The organism is Streptomyces odontotermitis (assembly GCF_050510915.1).
GTDB lineage: Bacteria > Actinomycetota > Actinomycetes > Streptomycetales > Streptomycetaceae > Streptomyces.
Window position 1 is genome coordinate 192,774 of record NZ_JBNJLS010000009.1, and the last position, 22,884, is coordinate 215,657.

The following is a 22,884-nucleotide window of genomic DNA, read 5'->3' on the forward strand; positions in this document are numbered from 1 at the left end:
GAGGTGCCCCGGGCGCACTAGCGTGCGGCGGTGCGACAGGAGGCACCATGCGATCCATCAACGGCACCGGCCTGATCGTGGCCGGACTCGCCGCGACCCTGGCCGCGCTGCTCTTCCCCCTCTGGTCCTACGCGGACCGCTCGGGCACCGGCCTCGACGCCCTCAACTCCCAGACCGTGTCGACCCGGTTCGGACCGCTGTCCGCGCTCGACCGGGACTTCGTCACCAAGGTGCGGCTCGCGGGCCTGTGGGAGCTGCCCGCCGGACAGCAGGCGCAGGAGCGCGGCACCAGAGCCTCCGTGCGGCGCGCGGGCGGGCACCTCGTGACGGGCCACACGTTCCTGGACGCCCGGGTCCGCGAGGTCGCGGCCCGGCTGAATCTGGAGCTGCCCAACCAGCCCAACCCCCAGCAGCGGCAGTGGCTCGGCGAACTCGACGCGGCGCACGGGGACGCGTACGACGAGAAGTTCGCGAACATCCTGCGCGGCGCCCACGGCAAGGTCTTCTCCGTGGTGGCCCAGGTCCGCGCGACCACCCGCAACTCGCTGGTGCGGGAGCTCGCGGACGACGCCAACACCACCGTCCTCGACCACATCAAGGTCCTGGAGGCGACCGGGCTCGTCAACTTCGACGACCTGGCGCGGGACGCGGCGAGCGCCCCGCCCCCGGCCCCGGCGACCAGCACCCCGCCGCCACCGGGCCCGACCGACTCCCCCGCCCCGGCGACCCCGGCCACCCCCTCCCCGACCTACTCGCTGCCCCCGGCGGCGTCCCGCCCCAAGCCCTCGCACCCCGAGAAGCAGCAGAAGCAGAAGAAGCAGCAGCAGCAGCCACAGAAAAAGCAGAGAGAACAACAGGACGAGCAGAAGGGGCAGAAAGTACAGAAAGAGCAGCAGAAGCGGCACAAGGCGTCCACATCGTGAAAAGGATGTGGCGCGAACCCATCGCTCTCGCATAGAAACTCGCCATGTTCTGGGTCCCGTTCCTCCTGCTGGCCTGCGCCGTCACCGCGCTCTCCTGCGGCCGCCTGTGCCTGGCCGCGGCGCGCGCCGCCTCCGGCCACGCGGCCCCGTCCGGGGGGCGTGAACTCACGCTCCACGAGGCCGCGTTCCTGTCCGGCGGTCCCGCGCGCGTGGCCGACGTGACGCTGATATCGATGGCGCGCGGGCGGCGGCTGCTGCTCGCGCACACCGGCTGGGCGACCGTCGTCGACCCGGTCGGCGGGGACGACATGGAGCGCTCGGTGCTCGGCGCGATCGGCCCGGAGGGCCAGTCGCGGATAGCGCCGCTGCGCCGGGCCACGGCCACCGCCGACGCGGTGCGCGCCCTCTCCGACCGCCTCGTCGCGGCGGGCCTAGCGGTCCCGGACGGCGCCTGGTCGGACATCGCGGCCGGGGTGCGCCAGGTGCGCTCGGCGGCCGTGGCGGTGGCCGCGCTCGGGGCCGTCGCCACGCTGCTGCCGAGCCAGGACGCGGGCGGCAACGTCCCCGTCGCCCTCTGGTTCGCGCTGCCGCTGCTGCTCTGCCTGAGCTGCCTCGCCATCGCCCGCGTCGAGGTCCACCCGTACTCGCGCTGGGCCTCGCCCGCCGGGCAGCGCCTCCTCGCGGCGATCCCGGCGACCCGGGACAGCCTCCACGCGGTGGCCGTGCGCGGCGTCCGGGCCCTCGGCGACCCGGCGCTGCGGGCGGCCTTCGCGCACCGCGACGCGCCCCGGAGTCACTGAAAGGGTCATCGGCCGGAAAAGGAGCACTGACTGAAAGGGTCATTGAACCGACACCGGCAGGCCGGTGCTTTACATCGCCAACTACCGCACGAAGTATCCCCTTTGTTGCGAGTCGCTCCCGGTGACTCAGGCATGTCCGAACGAAGGGAAGCACAAGCGCGATGAGAGCAGCCGCCCGCTACACAGCCGCCGGATCCCTGGTCCTGACCGCACTCGTCGCCGCGCCCGCGGAGAGCGCGTCCGGCGCCCCGCCGTCGCCGGAGACCCACGGCACCGCGGTGGCCGCCGCCCGCGCCGAGGCCGCCGGGATCCACTGGGGCGCCTGCGCCAAGGAGGAGAGCCTGCCGCCGACCGTGCAGTGCGGCACCGTCTCGGTCCCCCTCGACTACGCCCACCCCGACGGGCGGCGCATCAACCTGACGGTGAGCCGGGCCAAGGCGACCGGCAAGGCCGAGGGCGGCGCGAAGGTGCGGCGGCAGGGCTCCTTCGTGTTCAACCCGGGCGGCCCCGGCGGCTCCGGCATGTACTTCCCGATGGTCGGCATGATGCCCGAGTGGAAGCGCATCGCGGCCGCGTACGACCTCGTGGGCTACGCCCCGCGCGGTGTGGGCCGCTCGGCGCCGCTGTCCTGCCAGGACCCGAAGCAGTACGCGAAGGCGCCCACGCAGGCGCCGAGCCACCCCGACGCCTCGTACAAGATGGAGCGCGTCGCCCAGGCGAAGTCCTACGCGCGCGGGTGTGCCCGGAACGCGGGCGACGCCCTGCGCCACTACACGTCGCTCAACAACGCCCGCGACCTCGACGTGCTGCGCGCGGCGCTGCACGAGAAGAAGCTGACCTTCATGGGCGCCTCCTACGGGACGTACTTCGGCGCCGTGTACGCGACGCTGTTCCCCTCCCATGTGCGCCGCATGGTCTTCGACTCGGCGGTCAACCCCGACCCGGACCAGATCTGGTACGACAACAACCTCGACCAGTCGGTGGCCTTCGAGCGCCGCTGGGCGGACTTCCGCGCGTGGGTGGCCAGGCACGACAAGACGTACCACCTGGGCACGACGCCCGACGAGGTCCTGGAGAGCTACGAGAAGGTGCGCGCCGAGCTCTCCCACAAGCCCGCGGGCGGCAAGGTCGGCCCCGGCCAGCTCCAGGCCGCGTATCTCCAGGCGGGCTACTACGACGACTACTGGCCCATGCGCGCGTACGCGCTGTCCGCGTACCTGAAGGGCAACCCCAAGCCGCTGGTCGAGCAGGCCGCGCCGGAGCCGCAGGCCGCCGCCGAGGAGGAGAACGGCAACGCGGTCTACACGGCCGTGGAGTGCAACGACGCGTCCTGGCCGACGGACTTCAAGGTGTGGGACCGCGACAACTCGCGCCTCTCGCGGGTCGCGCCGTTCGAGACCTGGGACAACGCCTGGATGAACCTGCCGTGCGCCTACTGGAAGGCTCCCCGGCAGCGCCCGGTCGACGTGCGCACCGAGCCCGGCGCGCTGCCCCCGACCCTGATCCTGGCCGCCGAGCGGGACGCGGCCACGCCGTACGAGGGCGCGCAGGAGCTGAACCGGCGGCTGCCGGGCTCGGTCCTGGTGACGGAGCAGGGCGCGGGCACGCACGGCATCGGCGGCGGCGCCAACTCCTGCATCAACGGGCACCTGGACGCCTACCTCCTGGAGGGGCGCCTGCCGGTGCGGCGGGCGGCGTGCGCCCCGCACCGGGAGCCCGAGCCGCTGTCGGGCGAGCGGGCGGCGGAGCTGCCGAAGGGCGTCTGAGCGCCCGAGCACACCGGCAACGATGAAGGCGGGCCCTGAGCGGGGCCCGCCTTCTCCGTTGTCCGCGTGTCCGCGTGTCCGCGTGTCCGCGCTTACGCGAGCGACGCCACCAGGTCCGCCACCGACTTGCGGCGGCCGGTGTAGAACGGCACCTCTTCACGGACGTGCATGCGGGCCTCGGAGCCGCGCAGGTGACGCATCAGGTCGACGATGCGGTACAGCTCGTCGGCCTCGAAGGCGAGCAGCCACTCGTAGTCGCCGAGGGAGAACGACGCGACCGTGTTGGCGCGCACGTCCGGGTAGCCGCGGGCCATCTTGCCGTGGTCGGCGAGCATGCGGCGGCGGTCCTCGTCGGGCAGCAGGTACCAGTCGTAGGAGCGCACGAAGGGGTAGACCGAGACGTAGTTGCGCGGCGTCTCGTCGGCCAGGAAGGCCGGGATGTGCGACTTGTTGAACTCGGCGGGGCGGTGCAGCGCCATGTTCGACCAGACCGGCTCCAGGGCGCGGCCGAGCTTGGTGCGGCGGAAGAGGTTGTACGCCTCCTGGAGCTCGTCCGCGGTCTCGGCGTGCCACCAGATCATGACGTCGGCGTCGGCGCGCAGACCCGACACGTCGTACGTGCCACGCACGGTGATGTCCTTGGCGGCGAGCTGGTCGAAGAGCTCCTGGACCTCGTCGGCGAAGCCGGTGCGGTCCTCGGGGAGCACGTCGCGCAGCTTGAAGACGGACCACAGCGTGTAGCGGATGACCTCGTTGAGGTCCTTGGCCTTCTTGCCGGCGTTCGGGGTCTTGGCGGGGGCGTCGTCAGTCATGCCGCTATTGTCCCGCGCCGCCGTGCAGACTCTGCACCGGGTTCTCGCTCAGCTGATCCATCCCGGCACGGTCGCCGCCCAGGTCATCCACGGCGGCGTAGGCCCCGGCGATGCAGGCCGGGATGCCCACCCCGTCGTACGCCGCTCCGCACACCGCGAGCCCCGGCACCTTGGCGACGTGCTCGCGGATGCGGGCCACGCGCGCGTGGTGGCCGACGGGGTACTGGGGCAGCCCGTCGGTCCAGCGGGTGACGCGGGCGGCGACGGGGGCGGCGTCCAGGCCGACCGCCGCGCGCAGGTCGTGCCGCGAGACGTCGACGAGCTCGGCGTCCTCGCGCTCCAGATCCTTGGTGTCCCCGTAGCGGCCCACCGAGGTGCGCAGGACGAGCAGGTCCGGGTCCTCGTCGGCGATCCAGCCCCACTTCTGGGAGGCGAAAGTGGACGCCTTGATGGTGTGCCCGTCGATGGGCGGGACGAGGAAACCGCTGCCTTCGGGGAGGGCGATGTCGACGCGACGGAAGGCGAGGGTCATCAAGGCCATGGAGGCGTACTCGACGGAGCGGAGCTCGGCGGCGGCCCCCGGTACGTCGTGCTCCAGAAGGCGGGCGGCGTGCGGGGCGGGCACGGCCAGGACGACGGCATCGGCCTCCAGGTCCCAGTCCTCGACGTACACCTCCCAGCCTTCCTCGACCTTGCGCAGCCCGTGGGCCTGACAGTTCAGCAGGATCTCCGCGCCCCGCGCGCGCAGCGACTCCGCGACCGCGAGCGGGAGTTGGCCGACGCCGCCCTCGATGCCCATGAAGACGGGCCCGGTCTGCTGGTTCTTCGCGGCGCGGGCCTGGATCTCGCGGACGCCCTCCGTGAGGGAGTCGTGGGTGCGGGCCGCTTCGAAGAGCTGGGGCACGGCCGAGCGCATCGAGATGCGGTACGCGTCCCCGGCGTAGACCCCGCCGAGGAGCGGCTCCACGAGCCGGTCGACGACCTCGCGGCCGAGGCGGGCGGCCACGTACTCGCCGACGGCGACGTCGTCGCCGACCTCGGTGGGCGGCAGGTCGCGGTCCCGCTCGATGCGGTGCAGGCCCTCGTCGGAGAGGACTCCGGAGAGGGCGGCGGCGTCGCCGGGCACGCCCATGACGTGACCCTTCGGCATGGGGCGCAGCGCGCCGCGGGTCCAGATCGCGGCGGTCGCGGTGGCCGGGGCCTGCAGCCGGTCGGCGAGACCCGCCTCGCGGGCCAGGGCCACCGCCTCGGGGCGGCGGGCCAGCATCGACTCGGCGCCCAGGTCGACCCGTACGCCCTCGATCTCGCCCGCGTGCAGCTTGCCGCCGAGCCGCCCCGACGCTTCCAGGACGGTCACCCGGGCCCCGGTGCCGAGCAATCGGTGCGCGGCGGCGAGACCGGCGATCCCGCCTCCGATGACGACGACGTGGGGCCGCCCCGCGGGGCTCGTACGAGTGTCCGTTTCGCGCATGCCTCCACTCTCTCAGACCGCGCACGGAGCGCCGACGAGTCCCGATCGTGACCCCATCGGAACCGCTCGGCGACCGCCGAACTGCCCTCCTCCGGCGTCAAAGGAGCAACCGGCAGCACCCACTTCACGACCTCGGGGAGTACGGCGAGATGCATGCGATGAGGATGAGGACGTCCAGGCACCGTTGTACCCGCTGGGGCGCGGGCATTCTGCTCGCCGCCGCGCTCGCCCTCACGGGGTGCAGCGGCACGAGCGGCGACGAGTCCGCGAAGGCCGACGGGGGCGGCAAGGCGGCGGCCCCGGAGGGCGGCGCGGCGGACCAGGACCAGAAGCAGGGGACGGGCGCGGCCGACGGGACGGGGGCGGACGGCGGCGCGGACAAGAGCCGTGTGCGCAAACCCCCGAAGGCGCTGGGCGCGCACGTCATCCGGACCGCGCACCTGACCGTGCGCGTCAAGGACGTCCCGAAGGCCCTGGACGAGGCGCGCACGGCGGCCGAGGGCGCGGGCGGCTTCGTGGGCGACGAGTCCACGGACCGCGACTCCCGCGGCCACGAGCGCTCCCGCGTCGTCCTGCGCGTGCCGCAGGACGCGTACAAGGAGGTCCTCGCCGACCTCCAGGGCACCGGGAAGCTCCTCAGCCGCACCGCGAAGGCGCAGGACGTCAGCGACCAGGTCGTGGACGTGGAGAGCCGCGTGAAGTCGCAGCGGGCGAGCGTCGCGCGGGTGCGGGAGCTGATGGACCGGGCCACCAAGCTGAGCGACGTGGTGTCCCTGGAGGGCGAGTTGAGCACCCGTCAGGCCGATCTGGAGGCGCTGCTCGCCCAGCGGGACTCGCTGAAGGACCGCACCACCATGGCCACGATCACGCTCACGCTGCGCGAGACGTCCGCACCGGCGGCCGAGACGAAGGACGACGACCCGACGTTCGTGGACGCGCTGTCGGGCGGCTGGGGCGCGTTCCTCGCGATGCTGCGCTGGCTGGCCGTGGCGCTCGGCGCGGTGCTGCCGTTCGCGGCGCTCGCGGCGCTCCTGGTGGTGGCGTGGCGGCGGTTCGCGGGCCCGCGCCTGACGCGCCGTCCGCAGCCCGCGGTGGCACCCGCCGGGGAAGCCCCGGACCCCAATGCGCCCGAAGCGCCCGCGACTTCACAGGCTCCGGAGAAGTGACTGTCGGTGCCGCGCCGTAGCGTGTCCTCATGAGCGCTGCACTGGAACGGTTGGTGGTCGTCGGTGGCGACGCGGCGGGGATGTCCGCCGCGTCCCAGGCCCGCAGGCTGAAGAGCCCCGAGGAGCTGGAGATCGTGGCGTTCGAGCGCGGGCACTTCAGCTCGTTCTCGGCCTGCGGCATCCCGTACTGGGTGGGGGGTGACGTCCCGGAGCGGGACCAGCTCATCGCGCGCACGCCCGAGGAGCACCGGGCCCGCGCCATCGACCTGCGGATGCGCACGGAGGTCGTGGAGCTCGACCCGGCCGGGCGCCGGGTGCGCAGCCGGGACCTGGAGACGGGCGCCGAAGAGTGGACGGCGTACGACAAGCTCGTCATCGCCACCGGCGCCCGCCCGATCCGCCCGCAGCTGCCCGGCATCGACGCCCCGGGCGTGCACGGCGTGCAGACCCTGGACGACGGCCAGGCGCTGCTCGACACCCTGTCCCGGACGACGGGCCGCCGCGCCGTGGTCGTCGGCGCGGGCTACATCGGCGTGGAGATGGCCGAGGCCCTGGTCAACCGCGGCTACGAGGTCACGGTCGTCAACCGCGGCGCGCAGCCGATGTCCACCCTCGACCCGGACATGGGACGCCTGGTCCACGAGGCGATGTCGGGCATGGGCATCGGGATGGTGAACGACGCCGAGGTGACGAAGATCCTCACCGGCGAGGACGGCCGCGTCCGCGCGGTGGCCACGGAGGACGCCGAGTACCCGGCGGACGTGGTGGTGCTCGGCATCGGCGTACGTCCCGAGACCGAGCTCGCGCGCGCGGCGGGCCTGCCCCTGGGGGAACACGGCGGTCTGCTCACGGACCTGGCGATGCGCGTGCGCGGCTTCGACGACGTCTGGGCGGGCGGCGACTGCGTGGAGGTGCTCGACCTGGTCTCGGGCCGCGAGCGCCACATCGCGCTCGGCACGCACGCGAACAAGCACGGCCAGATCATCGGCGCCAACGTGGGCGGCGACTACGCGACGTTCCCGGGCGTCGTGGGCACGGCGGTGAGCAAGGTCTGCGCCCTGGAGATCGCCCGCACCGGTCTGCGCGAGAGGGACGCGCACGCGGCGGGCCTGCGCTTCGAGAAGGTCACCATCGAGTCGACGAGCCGCGCCGGCTACTACCCGGGGGCGGCCCTGATGACGGTGAAGATGCTCGCCGAGCGCCGCACGGGACGGCTGCTCGGGGTGCAGATCGTGGGCCGCGAGGGGGCGGCGAAGCGGGTCGACATCGCGGCGGTGGCGCTGACGGCGCGCATGACGGTGGAGCAGATGACGGCCCTGGACCTCGGCTACGCACCGCCGTTCTCACCGGTGTGGGACCCGGTCCTGGTGGCCGCGCGCAAGGCGGCGTCGGCGGTGCGGGCGGCGGGCTCCTAGCCCGCCGCCCCGAACCGGGCCCCGGCTCAGCGCGCGGTGCGCGTGTGCACGTACTCCACGAGACGGGTCAGGGCGTCCGGGTCGGTGGTCGGCAGGACGCCGTGGCCGAGGTTGAAGACGTGTCCTTCGAGACCGGCGGCGGCGTCGAGCACCTCCTGGGCCTTCTCCTCGACGGCCCCGGGCGTGGAGAAGAGGACCGCCGGGTCGAGGTTGCCCTGCAGCGCCTTGCCGGGGCCGACGCGGCGGGCCGCCTCGTCCATGGGCACCCGCCAGTCCACGCCGACGACGTCCGCGCCCGCCTCGCCCATGAGCCCGAGCAGCTCACCGGTGCCGACGCCGAAGTGGATCCGCGGCACCCCGTACCCGGCCACGGCGTCGAACACCTTGGCCGATGCGGGCATGACGGACCGCCGGTAGTCGGCGGGAGCGAGGGCGCCCACCCACGAGTCGAAGAGCTGCACGGCGCTGGCGCCCGCCTCGATCTGCACCTTGAGGAAGGCGGCGGTGATCTCCGCGAGCCGGTCGAGCAGATCGGCCCAGAGCTGCGGGTCTCCGTACATCAGGGCCTTGGTGTGCTCGTGGTTACGGCTCGGACCGCCCTCGACGAGGTAGCTCGCGAGAGTGAAAGGCGCGCCCGCGAACCCGATGAGCGGCGTCGCCCCGAGCTCACCGGTGAGCATCCCGATGGCCTCGGTGACATAGGAGACGTCGTCCGGCGTGAGGTCCCGCAGCTGGGCGAGGTCGGCGCGCGAGCGGATCGGGTTGGCGACGACGGGGCCGACGCCCGGCTTGATGTCGAGGTCGATGCCGATGGCCTTCAGCGGGACGACGATGTCGCTGAAGTAGATCGCGGCGTCCACCTTGTGCCGCCGCACCGGCTGCAGCGTGATCTCCGTGACCAGCTCGGGCCGCATGCACGACTCCAGCATCGCGGTGCCCTCGCGGACCTTGCGGTACTCGGGAAGGGAGCGCCCTGCCTGCCGCATGAACCAGACCGGCGTGTGCGGCACGGGCTCGCGCCGGCACGCCTTGAGGAAGGCTGATTCCTTGACGTCGTGCGTCACTGCGTTCTGCGGGCCCGTCGGGCTGTTGGCGGTCACCCCGAAAGTCTGCCACGCCCTCCAGGTCCCCCCGCACGGGTGTCTCTCCCTGCACGAAGCCGCCGTTCCCCTTAATCTTCCCCGCATGGCTGCGGTTCTGGGACAACAGTCGGACGGCGCTGGCGAGATGGACGAGACGGAAGGGTCAGGGACGAAGGTGGCGGATTCGACTCCTGTGCCGTTTCGCGCTGCGGTCGACGCACTGCGCGGAGCGAGGCTGCGGCCGGAGATCGAGATCGATCCGACCCGCGCGCCCCAGCGGCTCGCCCCGCACGCGTACGCCTTGGAGGCGGCGGTCGTCGACGGCGACGAGGACCTCGCGGACGGCCGTCTGGTCCTGCTGCACGACCCGGCCGGGCACGACGCCTGGCGCGGCACCTTCCGCCTGGTGACCCTGGTGCGCGCGGAGCTGGAGCCGGAGATGGCCGCCGACCCGCTGCTCCCCGAGGTCTGCTGGTCCTGGCTGACCGGCGCCCTGCAGGCCCGCGGCCTGAGCTGCGGCGAGCCCAGCGGCACCGTCACGCGCGCGAGTTCGCACTACTTCGGCGGCATGAGCGAGCGGCCCCCCGCCTCCCAGATCGAGATCCGCGCGTCCTGGACCCCGCGCGAGGGCGCGGGCGGGGTGCCGGACACCGCCGCGCACCTCGCCGCCTGGTGCGACCTGCTCTGCCAGATCGCGGGCCTGCCGCCCGCGGGCCCGGCGGACGGCTCGGTGGTCTCGCTGCCCCAGCGCAGGGGCCCGCGCACCCCGTGACCGGGGGCGGGCGACTCGGTTCGATCTTCGGATGATCGATCACGCGTCCGAATCGCCCCAATTGTTACTCACCAAATCGTGATCATTCTCTAAAGGCGGACGCGTTTGGTGCCGAAGACGTCTGTGACCTTGAAAGCACGGTTCGTCCCGGCTTCATCCCCAGAGCCGGTCCCCGTCCCGCACCCCAGGAGGCCTGGTGTCCGTTCTCCTCGAGCAGCCCGCAAGCCTGGTCGCCTACCGCCCGAACAAGCCGACCGCCATGGTCGTCGTGGCCGACCCCCGCGTCCGTTCCACCGTCACCCGCCACCTGTGGGCGCTCGGTGTGCGCGACGTCATCGAGGCCTCGTCGATCGCGGAGGCTCGTCCCCGCATCGGCAACCCCCGTGACATCTGCGTCGCAGACGTCCACCTCCCCGACGGCTCCGGCCTGACCCTCCTCTCCGAAACCCGCGCCGCGGGCTGGCCCAACGGGCTCGCCCTCTCCGCCGCCGACGACATCGGCGCCGTGCGCAACGCCCTCGCGGGCGGCGTCAAGGGCTACGTCGTCACCGGCACCCGTACGAACGTCGGTCTCCCCACCCGCCCCGGCGCCGCCCCCATCGGCTCGGCCGCGGCCCGCATGCACCGCCGCCCCCCGGGTGCCCCGAGCCACCCGGGCGGCTACCGCGAGCTGTCGGGCCGTGAGGTCGAGGTGCTGCGCCTCGTCGCCGAGGGGCAGTCGAACAAGGCGATCGGCGTCTCCATGGGGCTCTCGGCCCTCACCGTGAAGAGCCACCTCGCCCGCATCGCGCGCAAGCTCGGCACGGGCGACCGGGCCGGGATGGTGGCGGTGGCGCTGCGCACCGGAATCATCCACTGACCGATTTACAGCCCTCGCGCGCCCGTCGACGGAACGTTCCGTCGACGGGCGCCGTGCATACACCTATACCCTTGACAGGTGACCGACGCCCAAGAGACCGCAGCAGACAGTTCACTGCGAACCACCGGAGGCGCTCCTCCGGACGACGACGGACTCGCTCCCGAAGCGGCGCCGATCCCGTTGCTCGAGCCTCGTGACGGCATCCCTCCGGTGATCGCGGACGACTCCGCGCTCGCCGAAGTGATCGCCGCCTTCGCCGCGGGCACGGGCCCCGTCGCCGTCGACGCCGAGCGTGCCTCCGGTTACCGCTACGGCCAGCGCGCCTATCTGGTGCAGCTGCGCCGCGAGGGAGCCGGCAGCGCGCTCATCGACCCCGTCGCCTGCCCCGACCTGTCCGGGCTCGGCGAGGCCATCGGCGGTGTGGAGTGGGTGCTGCACGCCGCCACCCAGGACCTGCCCTGCCTGCGCGAGATAGGCATGGTGCCGAGCCGGATCTTCGACACCGAGCTCGCCGGGCGCCTCGCCGGGTTCCCGCGGGTCGGCCTGGGCGCGATGGTCGAGAGCGTGCTCGGCTACGTACTGGAGAAGGGGCACTCCGCCGTCGACTGGTCGACCCGGCCGCTGCCCGAGCCCTGGCTGCGGTACGCGGCGCTCGACGTCGAGCTGCTCGTCGACCTGCGGGACGCCCTGGAGAAGGAGCTCGACCGGCAGGGCAAGCTCGACTGGGCGCTGCAGGAGTTCGACGCGATCGCCTCGGCGCCGCCCGCACCGCCCCGCAAGGACCCCTGGCGCCGCACCTCGGGCATGCACAAGGTCCGGCGGCGACGGCAGATGGCGGTCGTACGGGAGCTGTGGACCGCCCGGGACCGGGTCGCCCAGCGCCGGGACGTCTCGCCGGGCAAGGTGCTCAGCGACGGCGCGATCGTCGAGGCCGCGCTCTCGCTGCCGCCCAATGTGCACGCGCTCGCCGGGCTCTCCGGCTTCGGGCACCGCATGGGGCGCCGTCAGCTGGAGCAGTGGCAGGCCGCGGTGGACCGGGCCAAGGCGCTGCCCGACGCCGAACTCCCGCAGCCGGGGCAGGCGGTGAGCGGTCCGCCGCCGCCGCGGTCCTGGGCGGACCGCGACCCGGCGGCCGCGTCGCGCCTGTCGGCGGCGCGCGCGGCGGTCTCGTCGCTCGCCGAGCAGCTGAACATGCCGCAGGAGAACCTGATCACGCCGGACACGGTGCGGCGGGTGTGCTGGGAGCCGCCTTCTCCGGCGACGCCGGAGGCGGTGGCCGAGGCGCTCGCCGCGCACGGGGCACGGCGCTGGCAGATCGAGCAGGTCACGCCGGTCCTGACGGCCGCGCTGGGCTAGGTCCCGGCGGGGCCGGCGGGCGGGGCGGCCAAGTGTGACGTTCGCCTCTGGTGGGTGCCCCTTGGCCGTTTAGTTACCGACAAGTAGCATGACTCCAGGAAGCGCGCCGAAGGCGCAGCGCACCCGCACCCTGGAGGAGAGCCATCGTGCCTCGTACCGTCAGGGACGTCGTCTTCGTCGACGGCGTCCGCACCCCGTTCGGCAAGGCGGGCCCGAAGGGCATCTACCACGAGACCCGGGCCGACGACCTCGTCGTGAAGGCCATCCGGGAGCTGCTGCGCCGCAACCCGGACCTCGACCCGAAGCAGATCGACGAGGTCGCCATCGCCGCGACCACGCAGATCGGTGACCAGGGGCTGACCCTGGGCCGGACGGCGGGCATCCTCGCGGGCCTGCCGCAGTCCGTGCCGGGCTACTCCATCGACCGGATGTGCGCCGGCGCGCTGACCGCCGTGACGTCGACGGCCGGTTCGATCGCCTTCGGCGCGTACGACGCCGTCATCGCCGGTGGTGTCGAGCACATGGGCCGTCACCCCATGGGTGAGGGCGTCGACCCGAACCCGCGCTTCGTGAGCGAGAAGCTCGTCGACGAGTCCGCCCTGTTCATGGGCATGACCGCCGAGAACCTGCACGACCGCTACCCGAGCATCACCAAGCAGCGTGCCGACGAGTACGCGGTGCGCTCGCAGGAGAAGGCCGCGAAGGCGTACGCCAACGGCAAGATCCAGCAGGACCTGGTGCCGATCTCGATCCGCAACACCAACGCCGAGGTGGGCGAGACCGGTTGGGGCCTCGCGACGGCCGACGAGCCGATGCGGCCGGGGACCACGCTGGAGAGCCTCGCCGGGCTGAAGACGCCGTTCCGTACGCACGGGCGCGTCACCGCCGGCAACGCCGCCGGTCTCAACGACGGTGCCACCGCCTCGATCATCGCCTCCGAGGACTTCGCCCGCGAGAACAACCTCCCGGTGAAGATGCGGCTCGTGTCCTACGCCTTCGCCGGTGTGGAGCCCGAGGTCATGGGCTACGGCCCGATCCCCGCGACCGAGAAGGCGCTCGCCAAGGCGGGGCTCGGAATCGGGGACATCGGCCTCTTCGAGATCAATGAGGCGTTCGCGGTCCAGGTGCTCGCCTTCCTGGAGCACTACGGGATCGCCGACGACGACGCGCGCGTCAACCAGTACGGCGGCGCCATCGCGTTCGGCCACCCGCTGGCGTCCTCCGGTGTGCGCCTGATGACGCAGCTGGCGCGGCAGTTCGAGGAGCAGCCCGAGGTCCGCTACGGCCTCACCACCATGTGCGTCGGCTTCGGCATGGGCGCGACGGTCATCTGGGAGAACCCGCACCACAAGGACGCCGGAGGCGACAAGTGAGCACCACCACCACTGAGCTCCTCAAGGGCGCCGCAGAGCTGTTCCCCGACGAGGTCGTGACGTCCGCTCAGGTACGCCACCTCGACCTGCCGTACGGGGCGGGCCGGTTCGCGCTCATCACGCTTGACAACGGCTTCGACCACACCAAGCCCACCACCTTCGGCCCCGGCTCGCTCGCGAACCTGAACGCCGCGATCGACCAGGTCGAGAAGGAGGCGGCCGAGGGCACCATCGTCGGTGTCGGCATCACCGGCAAGCCCTTCATCTTCGCCGTCGGCGCCGACCTCAAGGGCGTCGAGATCCTCAAGAAGCACGAGGACGCGCTGGCCATCGGCAAGGGCGGGCACGACGTCTTCAAGCGGCTCTCCGGCCTGGCCGTGCCGACCTTCGCCTACTACAACGGTGCCGCCATGGGCGGTGGCGTCGAGGTCGGGCTGCACTGCTCGTACCGGACGGTGTCGAAGGCGCTGCCCGCGTTCTCGCTGCCCGAGGTCTTCCTCGGTCTCGTTCCGGGCTGGGGCGGCTGCGCGCTGCTGCCGAACCTGATCGGCGCGGACCGAGCGGTTTCGGTCATCATTGAGAACTCGCTCAACCAGAACCGTCAGCTCAAGGGCAAGCAGGTCTTCGAACTCGGCATCGCCGACGCGATCTTCGAGGGCGCGGACTTCCTGGAGCAGTCGCTGAACTGGACCGCGACCGTCCTCAACGGCTCCGTCACCGTGGAGCGTCCCGAGGTCGACCGCGGTGAGGCGTGGGACGCCGCCGTCGCGCGCGGCAAGGCCATCGCCGACTCGAAGGTGCACGGCGCGGCCCCGGCCGCCTACCGCGCGCTCGACATCATCGCGGCGGCCAAGGACGGCGACCTGGAGGCCGGGTTCGCGGCCGAGGACACGGCGCTCGCCGACCTCATCATGGGCGGCGAACTCCGCGCCGGCATCTACTCGTTCAACCTGGTCCAGAAGCGCGCCAAGCGCCCGGCCGGTGCGCCGAGCAAGGACCTGGCGCGCCCGGTCACGAAGGTCGGCGTCGTCGGCGCCGGTCTGATGGCCTCGCAGCTGGCCCTCCTCTTCCTGCGCCGCCTGGAGGTCCCGGTCGTCCTCACGGACATCGACCAGGCCCGCGTGGACAAGGGCGTCGGCTACGTCCACGAGGAGATCGACAAGCTCCTGCTCAAGGGGCGCGTCAACCAGGACAAGGCCAACCGCCTGAAGGCGCTGGTCACCGGTGTCCTCGACAAGGCCGAGGGCTTCTCGGACGCGGACTTCATCATCGAGGCCGTCTTCGAGGAGATCGGCGTCAAGCAGCAGGTGTTCGCGGAGGTCGAGGCCGTCGCCCCGGCGCACGCGATCCTCGCCACCAACACCTCCTCGCTGTCGGTGACCGAGATGGCGTCCAAGCTGAAGCACCCGGAGCGGGTCGTCGGCTTCCACTTCTTCAACCCGGTCGCGATCCTGCCGCTCCTGGAGATCGTGCGCGGCGAGCAGACCGACGAGGCGTCCCTCGCCACGGCGTTCGGCGTCGCCAAGAAGCTGAAGAAGACGGCCGTGCTCGTGAAGGACGCCCCGGCGTTCGTCGTGAACCGCATCCTCACCCGCTTCATGGGCGAGATCCAGAACGTCATCGACGAGGGCACCCCGGTCGAGGTCGCCGAGAAGGCCGTCGAGCCGCTCGGTCTGCCGATGTCGCCGCTGGTGCTGCTCGAGCTGGTCGGCCCGGCCATCGGCCTGCACGTCTCGGAGACGCTGCACGGCGCCTTCCCGGACCGCTTCAAGGTCTCCCCGAACCTGAAGGCGGTCGTGGAGGCGGGCAAGCGCGGCTTCTACGTCTACGACAGCGGCAAGCCGGAGCTGGACCCGGAGGTCGCCGCCCTCCTCAAGCAGGGCGACACCGTCCTGACCGAGGAGCAGACCCGCGACCGCGTCCTGGACGCCGTCGCCCAGGAGATCGGGCTCATGCTGGAGGAGGGTGTCGTCGCCGAGGCGCAGGACATCGACCTCTGCCTGATCACCGGTGCGGGCTGGCCCTTCCACCTGGGCGGCGTGACGCCGTACCTGGACCGGGCGGGCGTGTCCGAGCGGGTCAACGGGAAGCGGTTCCTGGCGCAGGGCGTGGCGAGCGTCCCGGCGTAACGCTTCCTCACCCCGCAGCAGTACGAACGTTGCCCGGCACACCAACTGGTGTGCCGGGCAACGGCGTTGAGGAAGCTTTCGGCCGTCGGCTCACGCCAGCGCGGACGCCTCCGCCTCGGCCAGCGGGAGGCGGGCGTCGGCGCGCGGGTCGTACACGAAGCGCCGCACCCGGAAGCCCTCGGCCTCCTCCACGCCGGACTGGAAGCCCCGCACCCGCATGAGCGCGTCCACGGCCCGCAGGTCCACCTTGCGGCTCCCGGAGACCTGCGAGGCGTGCGCGCGCAGGGACTGGAGCTTCGTCTCGGCGCAGCCGCTCACGTCTATGTAGAGCTGCGGCTGGAAGTTCACGGACGAGGGCGACTCGAAGAAGAGCAGCCGCTCCGCGTGGCGGGCCGCCGAGGAGGCCGCGCGCGAGGCGGCCCGGTGGTCCTGGTGGGTGTCGTCGGGGCCGTGCGTGTAGACGGTGGTCGCGCCGGTCTCCTTGAGGACGCCCTCGATCGTACGGATGGTCTCCAGGCCGTCGCCCAGCTCACCGTCGCGGAAGCCGCCCCAGCGCACCTCGGCGCCGATCCGGCGGGCCGCCCGGTCCTGCTCGGTGCGGCGCAGCTGGGCTCCGGCTCCGGGGCCGTTGCAGCCGTCGGTGAGGATCAGCATGACGACGCGGTCGCCCGCGAGGACGTGGGCGCGCAGGGTGGCGGCGCAGCCGAGCTCGATGTCGTCGGGATGGGCGCCGACGGCGAGAACGGTGCGGCCGCTGCGCGCGGGAGCCGGCGGATCGCGGTCGATCTCCGGCGCGTCCACGCTGTACAACATTCCGTCCATCTCCCCGGTGCTGTCGCCGATTTCCCCGACTTCTCCGACTTCACTGAAAAACATCAGGCTTTACCTTACACAGCGCATTGAAAGGGTTCGGAGTCGAAAGGCTCAGGCGATTCGGGACCAAAGTCCCGGCACCTTTTCCAACTCCCCTTGCTATTTCCGGGAATTGCCGTATCGAATTCTCCGGCGTTTTCTGCATCACGTCTCGGTGAGCGCGAGGGCCGTGGCCACTTCGCGTTCGGTCGTCTCGCCGCCCCATTCGCCCGTCGGCCGGTTGGCGAGCCCGCCGCCGACCGCCATCGTGGTGGAGCCGCCGCCGTCCAGGGCGAGCGCGTCCGAGGCGCCCAACCAGCGCAGGACACCCGCGAGTTCATGGAGCGTCGCGCCGACGGAATGATCGGGGCTCCGCCCGTCGACGACCGCCAGGAGGAGCCGCCCGTCGGGTGCCGTGCCCACGGCGGTGCGCGGCAGGCGCTCGGTGAGCACCGTCGAGGGGCCGCCGGTGGCGGGGTCGACCATGCCGTTGGCGCGGGTGTTGAGCCAGGTCTCGCCGTGCCGCAGGAGCGCCGGACCGCCCGCCACCGCCGAGGTGTCCGGACCGTCCGCGCGGGCGCCCTCGGCGTCGCGTACCTCCGTGGTCACGGTGAGCCGCCGACCGGTCGTGGCGTGGTCGCGCAGCCAGTGGGCGGCGGTGCCGATGCCGTGCAGGACACGGCCGCCTGCGGGCACTTCGCCGCCCGCCGGGGAGCGCAGTTCGCGCACGGTGCCGTCGGGGCCGAGGACCGCCTCCACGGCGCCGTCCGCGACGCGTGGGGTGCGCGTGCCCCAGCCCTCGTCGAAGAGGACCAGGTCGTCGGGGTCCGTGCAGAGCACGAAGTTCTGCGGCAGCCTCGCATCGGCGCCCTCGACCGGGGAGCGGCCGCCGGTGCCGCCGCAGCCGAGGATCCGGCCCGGCACGCGGTTGATCCCGCCGACCGCCCGCCGCTGCCCGTCCGGCGTGAACACGGCGCATTCGGTGCGGAGTTCGGCGATCCGGGTGTCCGCCGGGCCGGCGCCGAACAGTGCGGCCGTCCTGCCGTTGTTCGCCTCGCTGAGCACGTGGCCGCGGTCCATGAGGATGCCGAGCGGATCGCCCTCGTACCCGCCGAACTGCGCGTTCGTGCGGATGTCGAAGTACGCGGCGTTCACGGCGGCGAGCGCGTCGTGTTCGCGGGCCAGCTCCCGGACCGTCCGGGCAACGGCCATGTTCCCGCTGGTGAGGTTGCGGGCCCGGACCTGCGCCCAGGGCTGTGCCTCGACGACGTACAGGCTCCAGGGCCCGGTCGAGGGAGTGCCCACGGCCGCGCTGTGCGTCACCTCGCCCGCGGCGCCCGTCGACTCCAGGCGGCGCAGCGCCCGTTCGGCGTCGGCGCGGGCCGCGTAGGAGCCCGACCAGACGTCGTACCCGGCGGTCCCGCCGCGCGCGTCGGCGGACTCCGGCGCCGCGCGTTCCCGTACGCGGGCGGGGAAGCCCTGCCGGTGCAGTCCGGCCGCCGTGGCGTCGGCGGCGTCCCGGTCCGGGGCGAGCACGGCGTCCCCGGTGTGCACGGCGACCGTCCAGTGACCGGAGGCGTGACCGCGCGTGAAGGAGCGCAGGACGACGCCGGGCGCGACCTCCCGGACCGGTCCCTCGCGGGTGGTGAGGCCCGCGGGTCCCAGCGGCAGCTCCCCCGCGGGCGGCGGCAGCCAGCGGCCTCCGCGCAGCAGCAGCGGCGTCACCGCCGCACCGAGCCCGAGAGCCTTGAGCACCCGTCGGCGGGCCACCCCCGTCACGCGGCCCGGGTCAGCCGGGAGATGGCCCGGGTGGCGCGGGCGCAGTTGCCGCGGTCCTGGTAGGCGAAGACCTCCTGGGCGCGGCGGGCGTACTCGGGCTCCCGGACGCAGCCGGAGTCGAGGTAGCGGATCACCTCGGTGACGACCTCGTCGACGGTGCCGCACACCGGCCCGAAGCCGTCGCGCTGGGCATCGAACCAGCTCCTGCGGGAGTGCTCGCCCCAGTACTCGTCGGGGTCGAACTGGGCGTGCACGAGCGGCGTTCCGAGGTAGGCCACGTCGAACATCACCGAGGACCAGTCCGTGACGAACAGGTCGCAGCCGCGCAGCGCGTCCTGCACGCCCACCTCCCGCTGGTCCAGGCGGCGCACCCGGCCCTGCTCGGGCAGCACGCCGTCGACCATGTCCCGCATCTCGTAGTGCGGCAGGAACTCGAAGACGTAGTCGTGCCGTTCCAGGGCCGCGTGCAGCCTCGGGTCGTGCAGCAGACCCACCAGGAACTCCCGGTAGTTCGACGCCTCGAAGCGGGCGCGTGCCGCGGCCACGTCGTCGGCGCCGTCCTTCAGGTACGAGGGCGCCGCGAGGTAGCTGCGCCAGGTCGGCATGAACAGGATCTTGCGGTGGCCCCGGTCGGGCTGGAGCGCGTCGAAGCGGGGCAGGCCGAGGACCTGCACCTGGTCCTTGTAGTCCATGTACTCGGAGAAGAAGCGGCCCTCCTCGGGGCTGCTGGCCAGGGCCAGGTCGACGCCGGTGCGGTTGCGGTGCAGGCCCTTGCTGGCGTCCTCATTGAGCACGCCGTGCTGGAGGAAGACGCGGCGGGCGCCGACCCGCCAGCTCAGGTGCTTCAGGTAGGAGGTGCGGTCCCAGTCGTCCGGGATCATGTAGGCGTCGATGTCGTACGCGTTGATGAGCACGCTCGCGTGCAGCATCAGGAGCTTGTGCTTCCAGGAGCTGTGCGCGACGACGTGGCCGAGCTTCTTCAGCTTGGCGCGGTCGGGGCTGTCCTTGTCGATGACGTAGTAGGCGCCGCGGCGCTTCTCGACCTGGCGGGCGTAGCGGAACAGGTGCCAGCCGTTGTCCTGCGCGGTGTCCTTGCGCTCGCCGAACAGCCAGACCTCGCGGCGCGCGAACAGCGGCCGGGTGGCGAGCCGGATCAGGCGGGCCCGCCAGAACGGGGCCCTGCGCCTGCGCTGGTCGCGGTCCATGGAGCGGATGAGGGCGCGCCATGCCTTGCGGCTGGCGGGGGTGGTGGCGTCGCGGACCACGAGGGCCGCGTGGTTCTTGCCGCGGACCACGGGCAGCACCCGGCGGTCGGCGACGCGCATGCTGCGGGCGCCGCGCAGCAGCGCCGTGGTGGTCATGCACGGGCGGGAGACGTCACGGCCCTCGGTGCAGAAGACGAGCTTGAGCGGGAACTCCCCGTCCTTGAACTCGCCGACGGGGACGACCGCTTCGAAGCCGCCCCACTCCAGGTCCTCGCGGGTGGCCTTCAGGTCACCACGGCGCACCACCGAGGCGGGGACCGTGCGGCCGCTGTTCTCGATCCACATCTTGAGCCGGTTGTGCAGGGGCCGGTTCAGCGGCAGCCCGTTGACCGCGAAGCGCCCGGAGACCACCAGGCCGCCCGCGGCCTTCACCGCCCGCACCCGCTCCAGGTGCACATGCGCGGCCGTGACCTTGGTGAGCGGCAGCAGCTCGCCGGGGACCTGGACGTCCAGGTACAGGTCGGTGCCGCGCCCGTACACGCCGCGGATCACCTCTCCCGGGCGCGCGAAGAGTTCGAAGGAATTCAGGTACAGGGCGAGGAAGGGCACCCGGTGGCGGGTGTCGATGGTGGACCGCATGATCGTGTCCGGCGTCATCCGGGCGTAGAGGTTCCGGCACCGCTGGAAGAGCTGCCACAGCTCCTCTTCGGTCATGACGTCGGGGGCGCGCAGCGCGAAGCCCTGGTAGGTGCGGACGAGGAAGCGGTCCGCGACCTCCTGGCGGTGCCCGGAGAGCCGGGGCCGCAGGGCCAGCACGTGCTCCTCCAGGGCGAGGTGGTCCCAGTAGTTCTCCGTGCGGTTCCACAGCTGGTCCATGGTGGAGTCGCCGGTGGCCCGCTTCCGGTACTGGTACACCGTCTCGGGCACCACGGCGATCCGGTCGGCGAGCAGCATCGAGGGCACCACGAAGAAGGCGTCCTCGAAGTGCACGCCCTCCTGGAAGCGCAGGTTGTTGCGCCGGACGAAGTCGAGATCGAACAGCTTGTGGGCGGGACCGGCGGCATAGATCATGTCCGGGATGTTCTCCATGCCCGGGTAGACCTGGGGGCCGCTCCCGAAGTACTTGAGCCAGGGCCACTCCGTCGGCACGGGGAAGGTCTCCATCCGGCCGATGGTGAGCGGCACGCGCTCCTTGGTCGCCGTGCGCCACAGCGTCTCGATCGCCGTCTCCGGAAGGATGTCGTCGGAGTCGCAGAAGGCCACGTAGCGGGCGCTCGCCAGGTCCATGCCCGCGTTCCGGGCGCCGCCCGCCTTTCCGTACGGATAGGTGTACGCCCACACGTTCAGGTGCTGCTCGGCGAAGGCCGCGGCGATGTGCGGCGAGCTGTCGCTGCTGCCGTTGTCGACGAGGATGATCTGGCAGCGGTCGAACATCGTCTGCGCGGCGAGGGAGTCGAGGCTCTCCTGTAGGTATCCCTCGACGTTGAAGATGGGGACGACTATCGCGACGTCGTAGACGGGCTCGTACATTCTCGGCTCCTGCTTCTGTTCTCTGAATCCTGCTGACTGCTCCATTTCTGGAGGGAATTCACGGATTTCACGGATGTCATACGGTGGCGAAGGCGCTCGCCGTGGTGAGGACGGCGCCCTTGCCGTCCCCGTGGACGCGGGCCTGCCGGCCGCCCGCGGTGACGGGCCCGTCCCGGTCGACCTGGGGCGCGGCCGTGCAGGGCCGGGAGACGTCGCGGCCCGCCGTGCACACCACGACCCGCAGCGGGAACGTCCCCTCGCGCATCCCCTCCAGGTCCACCACCGCGGAGAACCCCACCGCCGTGTGCTCGGCGGCGAGCCCCTCGGGCCGCCCCAGGTTGCGGGCGTCGAAGGTCCTGCCGCTGCGTTCGGGCCACAACTTCAGTTCCACACCGTCGAGTTGGGCCTGCGGCAGCCCGCTGATGTCGACGGTGCCGCGCACCTCGACACCGCCCGGCACCGGGGTGAGCCGCTCGACGCGGGCGAGCACCCCGCTGACCTTCGTCAGGGGCAGCGACCACGCCCCCGCCCCGTACTCCAGGTACAGGTCACTCTGGCGCCCGAAGACGCCGCGGACCGCGTTCTCGGGGCGGGCGAACAGCTCGAAGTCGCCGGCGCACAGGGCGAGGTAGGGCAGGCGGTGGCGGGTGTTGTGGGTGGCGCGGGCGAGCTGTTCGGGCGTGATGCCCCGGTACACGGCGCGGCTCCGCTCGAAGTAGACGCGCAGCGCCTCCTCGTCCAGGATCCGCGGGGCGCGCAGCAGGAAGCCCTGCATGGCGGCGACCAGCCACCGCTCCAGGGTCTCCTGGTGGTACGGGGACAACTGCGGGCGCAGCGCGGCGAGTTGCTCGACGAGCAGGAGGTGGTCCCAGTAGTTCTGCGGGTGCTGCCACTGGGTGTCGGTGATCGAGGTGCCGTCGCCGCGCACCCGGTACTCGTAGACGAGGGCGTCGACGAGCGCGATGCGGCGCGAGAACAGCAGCGCGGGCAGCGCCACGAAGGCGTCCTCGAAGTGCACGTCCTCGGCGAAGCGGATGGAGCAGGAGCGCAGGAACTCCAGGTCGAACATCTTGTTCCAGCAGGCCGCCGAGTGGATGAGGTCGGGCACGTCGGCGACGTTGGTGACGACCCTGTTGCCGGCGCCGAAGCTCTTCTGCCAGGCCCAGGAGGCCGCCTGCGGGAACCTCTTGGCACGCCCCACCGCGACCGTGGCGCCGGTCTTCACCAGCTCGCTCCACAGGAGTTCGAGGGCGTCGGCGGGGGCCACGTCGTCGGCGTCCCAGAAGGCGATGTGGCGGGTGTCGGCCAGGTCCATGCCCGCGTTGCGCGCACCGCCCGCACGGCCCCGCGGCCAGGAGATCAGGTCCACGTTCGGGTAGCGCGCGGCGAAGCCCTGGGCGATCTCGACGGAGCGGTCCGCGCTGCCGTTGTCGACGAGCACGACCCGGGTGCGCTCGAACATCGTCTGCGCGGCGAGGGAGCCGAGGCACTCGCGGAGGTACTTCTCCACGTTGAGGACGGGGACGACGACGGTGACGTCGTACGGCTTGGTGGTGGCGTGCGGCATGTGGCTTCCCGTGGCGGTCATGGAGGG

17 protein-coding genes are annotated in these 22,884 nt (G+C 72.3%); 10 read left to right on the top strand and 7 right to left on the bottom strand.

Annotation, left to right across the window (positions count from 1 at the left end; genetic code table 11):
• Window positions 1–47 precede the first annotated feature (47 nt).
• From ACQB60_RS25385 to ACQB60_RS25395, 3 genes are all read left to right on the top strand, one after another.
• Entirely contained in the window at window positions 48–923 is an 876-nt protein-coding gene (locus ACQB60_RS25385; RefSeq protein WP_496928423.1) for a DUF4142 domain-containing protein, read from the top strand.
• A gap of 44 nt (window positions 924–967) precedes the next feature.
• Window positions 968–1,723, top strand: a complete 756-nt coding sequence (locus ACQB60_RS25390; RefSeq protein WP_496928424.1) for a TIGR04222 domain-containing membrane protein — start codon at window positions 968–970, stop codon at window positions 1,721–1,723.
• Window positions 1,724–1,884: 161 nt separating this feature from the next.
• The gene (locus tag ACQB60_RS25395; protein ID WP_496928425.1) at window positions 1,885–3,489 is read left to right on the top strand and encodes an alpha/beta hydrolase; all 1,605 of its coding nucleotides are present in this window, start codon (window positions 1,885–1,887) and stop codon (window positions 3,487–3,489) included.
• Window positions 3,490–3,581: 92 nt separating this feature from the next.
• On the opposite strand, the gene hemQ is transcribed toward ACQB60_RS25395, so the two are convergent.
• On the bottom strand, window positions 3,582–4,301 hold the full coding sequence (gene hemQ / locus ACQB60_RS25400) for a hydrogen peroxide-dependent heme synthase (RefSeq protein WP_496928426.1): 720 nt from the start codon (window positions 4,299–4,301) through the stop codon (window positions 3,582–3,584).
• A 4-nt stretch (window positions 4,302–4,305) separates the two neighbouring features.
• Window positions 4,306–5,772: a protoporphyrinogen oxidase gene (hemG, locus tag ACQB60_RS25405; RefSeq protein WP_496928427.1), complete on the bottom strand. Its 1,467-nt coding sequence runs from the start codon at window positions 5,770–5,772 to the stop codon at window positions 4,306–4,308.
• Window positions 5,773–5,936: 164 nt separating this feature from the next.
• Between hemG and ACQB60_RS25410 the strand changes: the two genes are divergently transcribed.
• Together ACQB60_RS25410 and ACQB60_RS25415 are read left to right on the top strand one after the other, a co-directional pair.
• Window positions 5,937–6,938, top strand: coding sequence for a DUF4349 domain-containing protein (locus ACQB60_RS25410; RefSeq protein WP_496928428.1), 1,002 nt, complete (start codon window positions 5,937–5,939; stop codon window positions 6,936–6,938).
• 29 nt (window positions 6,939–6,967) lie between these two features.
• Window positions 6,968–8,353, top strand: coding sequence for an FAD-dependent oxidoreductase (locus tag ACQB60_RS25415; protein ID WP_496928429.1), 1,386 nt, complete (start codon window positions 6,968–6,970; stop codon window positions 8,351–8,353).
• A gap of 26 nt (window positions 8,354–8,379) precedes the next feature.
• Here the strand turns inward: ACQB60_RS25415 and hemE are convergent, their stop codons facing one another.
• Window positions 8,380–9,453, bottom strand: a complete 1,074-nt coding sequence (hemE, locus tag ACQB60_RS25420) for a uroporphyrinogen decarboxylase (protein ID WP_496928430.1) — start codon at window positions 9,451–9,453, stop codon at window positions 8,380–8,382.
• 85 nt (window positions 9,454–9,538) lie between these two features.
• Here hemE and ACQB60_RS25425 point away from each other — a divergent pair, with 85 nt between their 5' ends.
• The 5 genes from ACQB60_RS25425 to ACQB60_RS25445 all read left to right on the top strand — a co-directional run bounded on the left by ACQB60_RS25425 (window position 9,539) and on the right by ACQB60_RS25445 (window position 15,924).
• Window positions 9,539–10,207, top strand: a complete 669-nt coding sequence (locus ACQB60_RS25425) for a DUF3000 domain-containing protein (RefSeq protein WP_496928431.1) — start codon at window positions 9,539–9,541, stop codon at window positions 10,205–10,207.
• 196 nt (window positions 10,208–10,403) lie between these two features.
• Window positions 10,404–11,066, top strand: coding sequence for a response regulator transcription factor (locus ACQB60_RS25430; protein ID WP_030687574.1), 663 nt, complete (start codon window positions 10,404–10,406; stop codon window positions 11,064–11,066).
• 78 nt (window positions 11,067–11,144) lie between these two features.
• On the top strand, window positions 11,145–12,422 hold the full coding sequence (locus tag ACQB60_RS25435; protein WP_496928432.1) for an HRDC domain-containing protein: 1,278 nt from the start codon (window positions 11,145–11,147) through the stop codon (window positions 12,420–12,422).
• 146 nt (window positions 12,423–12,568) lie between these two features.
• Window positions 12,569–13,795, top strand: a complete 1,227-nt coding sequence (locus tag ACQB60_RS25440) for a thiolase family protein (RefSeq protein ID WP_496928433.1) — start codon at window positions 12,569–12,571, stop codon at window positions 13,793–13,795.
• Complete coding sequence (locus ACQB60_RS25445; protein WP_496928434.1) at window positions 13,792–15,924, top strand: 3-hydroxyacyl-CoA dehydrogenase NAD-binding domain-containing protein; 2,133 nt, start codon at window positions 13,792–13,794, stop codon at window positions 15,922–15,924. Before ACQB60_RS25440 ends, ACQB60_RS25445 begins: the two co-directional genes overlap by 4 nt.
• 90 nt (window positions 15,925–16,014) lie before the next feature.
• On the opposite strand, the gene ACQB60_RS25450 is transcribed toward ACQB60_RS25445, so the two are convergent.
• The 4 genes from ACQB60_RS25450 to ACQB60_RS25465 form a co-directional block, all read right to left on the bottom strand.
• Window positions 16,015–16,746 (bottom strand): PIG-L deacetylase family protein, encoded by a 732-nt coding sequence (locus ACQB60_RS25450; protein ID WP_496928435.1) that lies wholly within the window; start codon window positions 16,744–16,746, stop codon window positions 16,015–16,017.
• 195 nt (window positions 16,747–16,941) lie between these two features.
• Window positions 16,942–18,531 (bottom strand): phosphodiester glycosidase family protein, encoded by a 1,590-nt coding sequence (locus ACQB60_RS25455; protein ID WP_496928436.1) that lies wholly within the window; start codon window positions 18,529–18,531, stop codon window positions 16,942–16,944.
• A 20-nt stretch (window positions 18,532–18,551) separates the two neighbouring features.
• Window positions 18,552–21,290 (bottom strand): bifunctional glycosyltransferase/CDP-glycerol:glycerophosphate glycerophosphotransferase, encoded by a 2,739-nt coding sequence (locus tag ACQB60_RS25460; RefSeq protein ID WP_496928437.1) that lies wholly within the window; start codon window positions 21,288–21,290, stop codon window positions 18,552–18,554.
• A gap of 76 nt (window positions 21,291–21,366) precedes the next feature.
• Window positions 21,367–22,878 (bottom strand): glycosyltransferase family 2 protein, encoded by a 1,512-nt coding sequence (locus ACQB60_RS25465; protein WP_496928438.1) that lies wholly within the window; start codon window positions 22,876–22,878, stop codon window positions 21,367–21,369.
• Window positions 22,879–22,884: the final 6 nt, after the last annotated feature.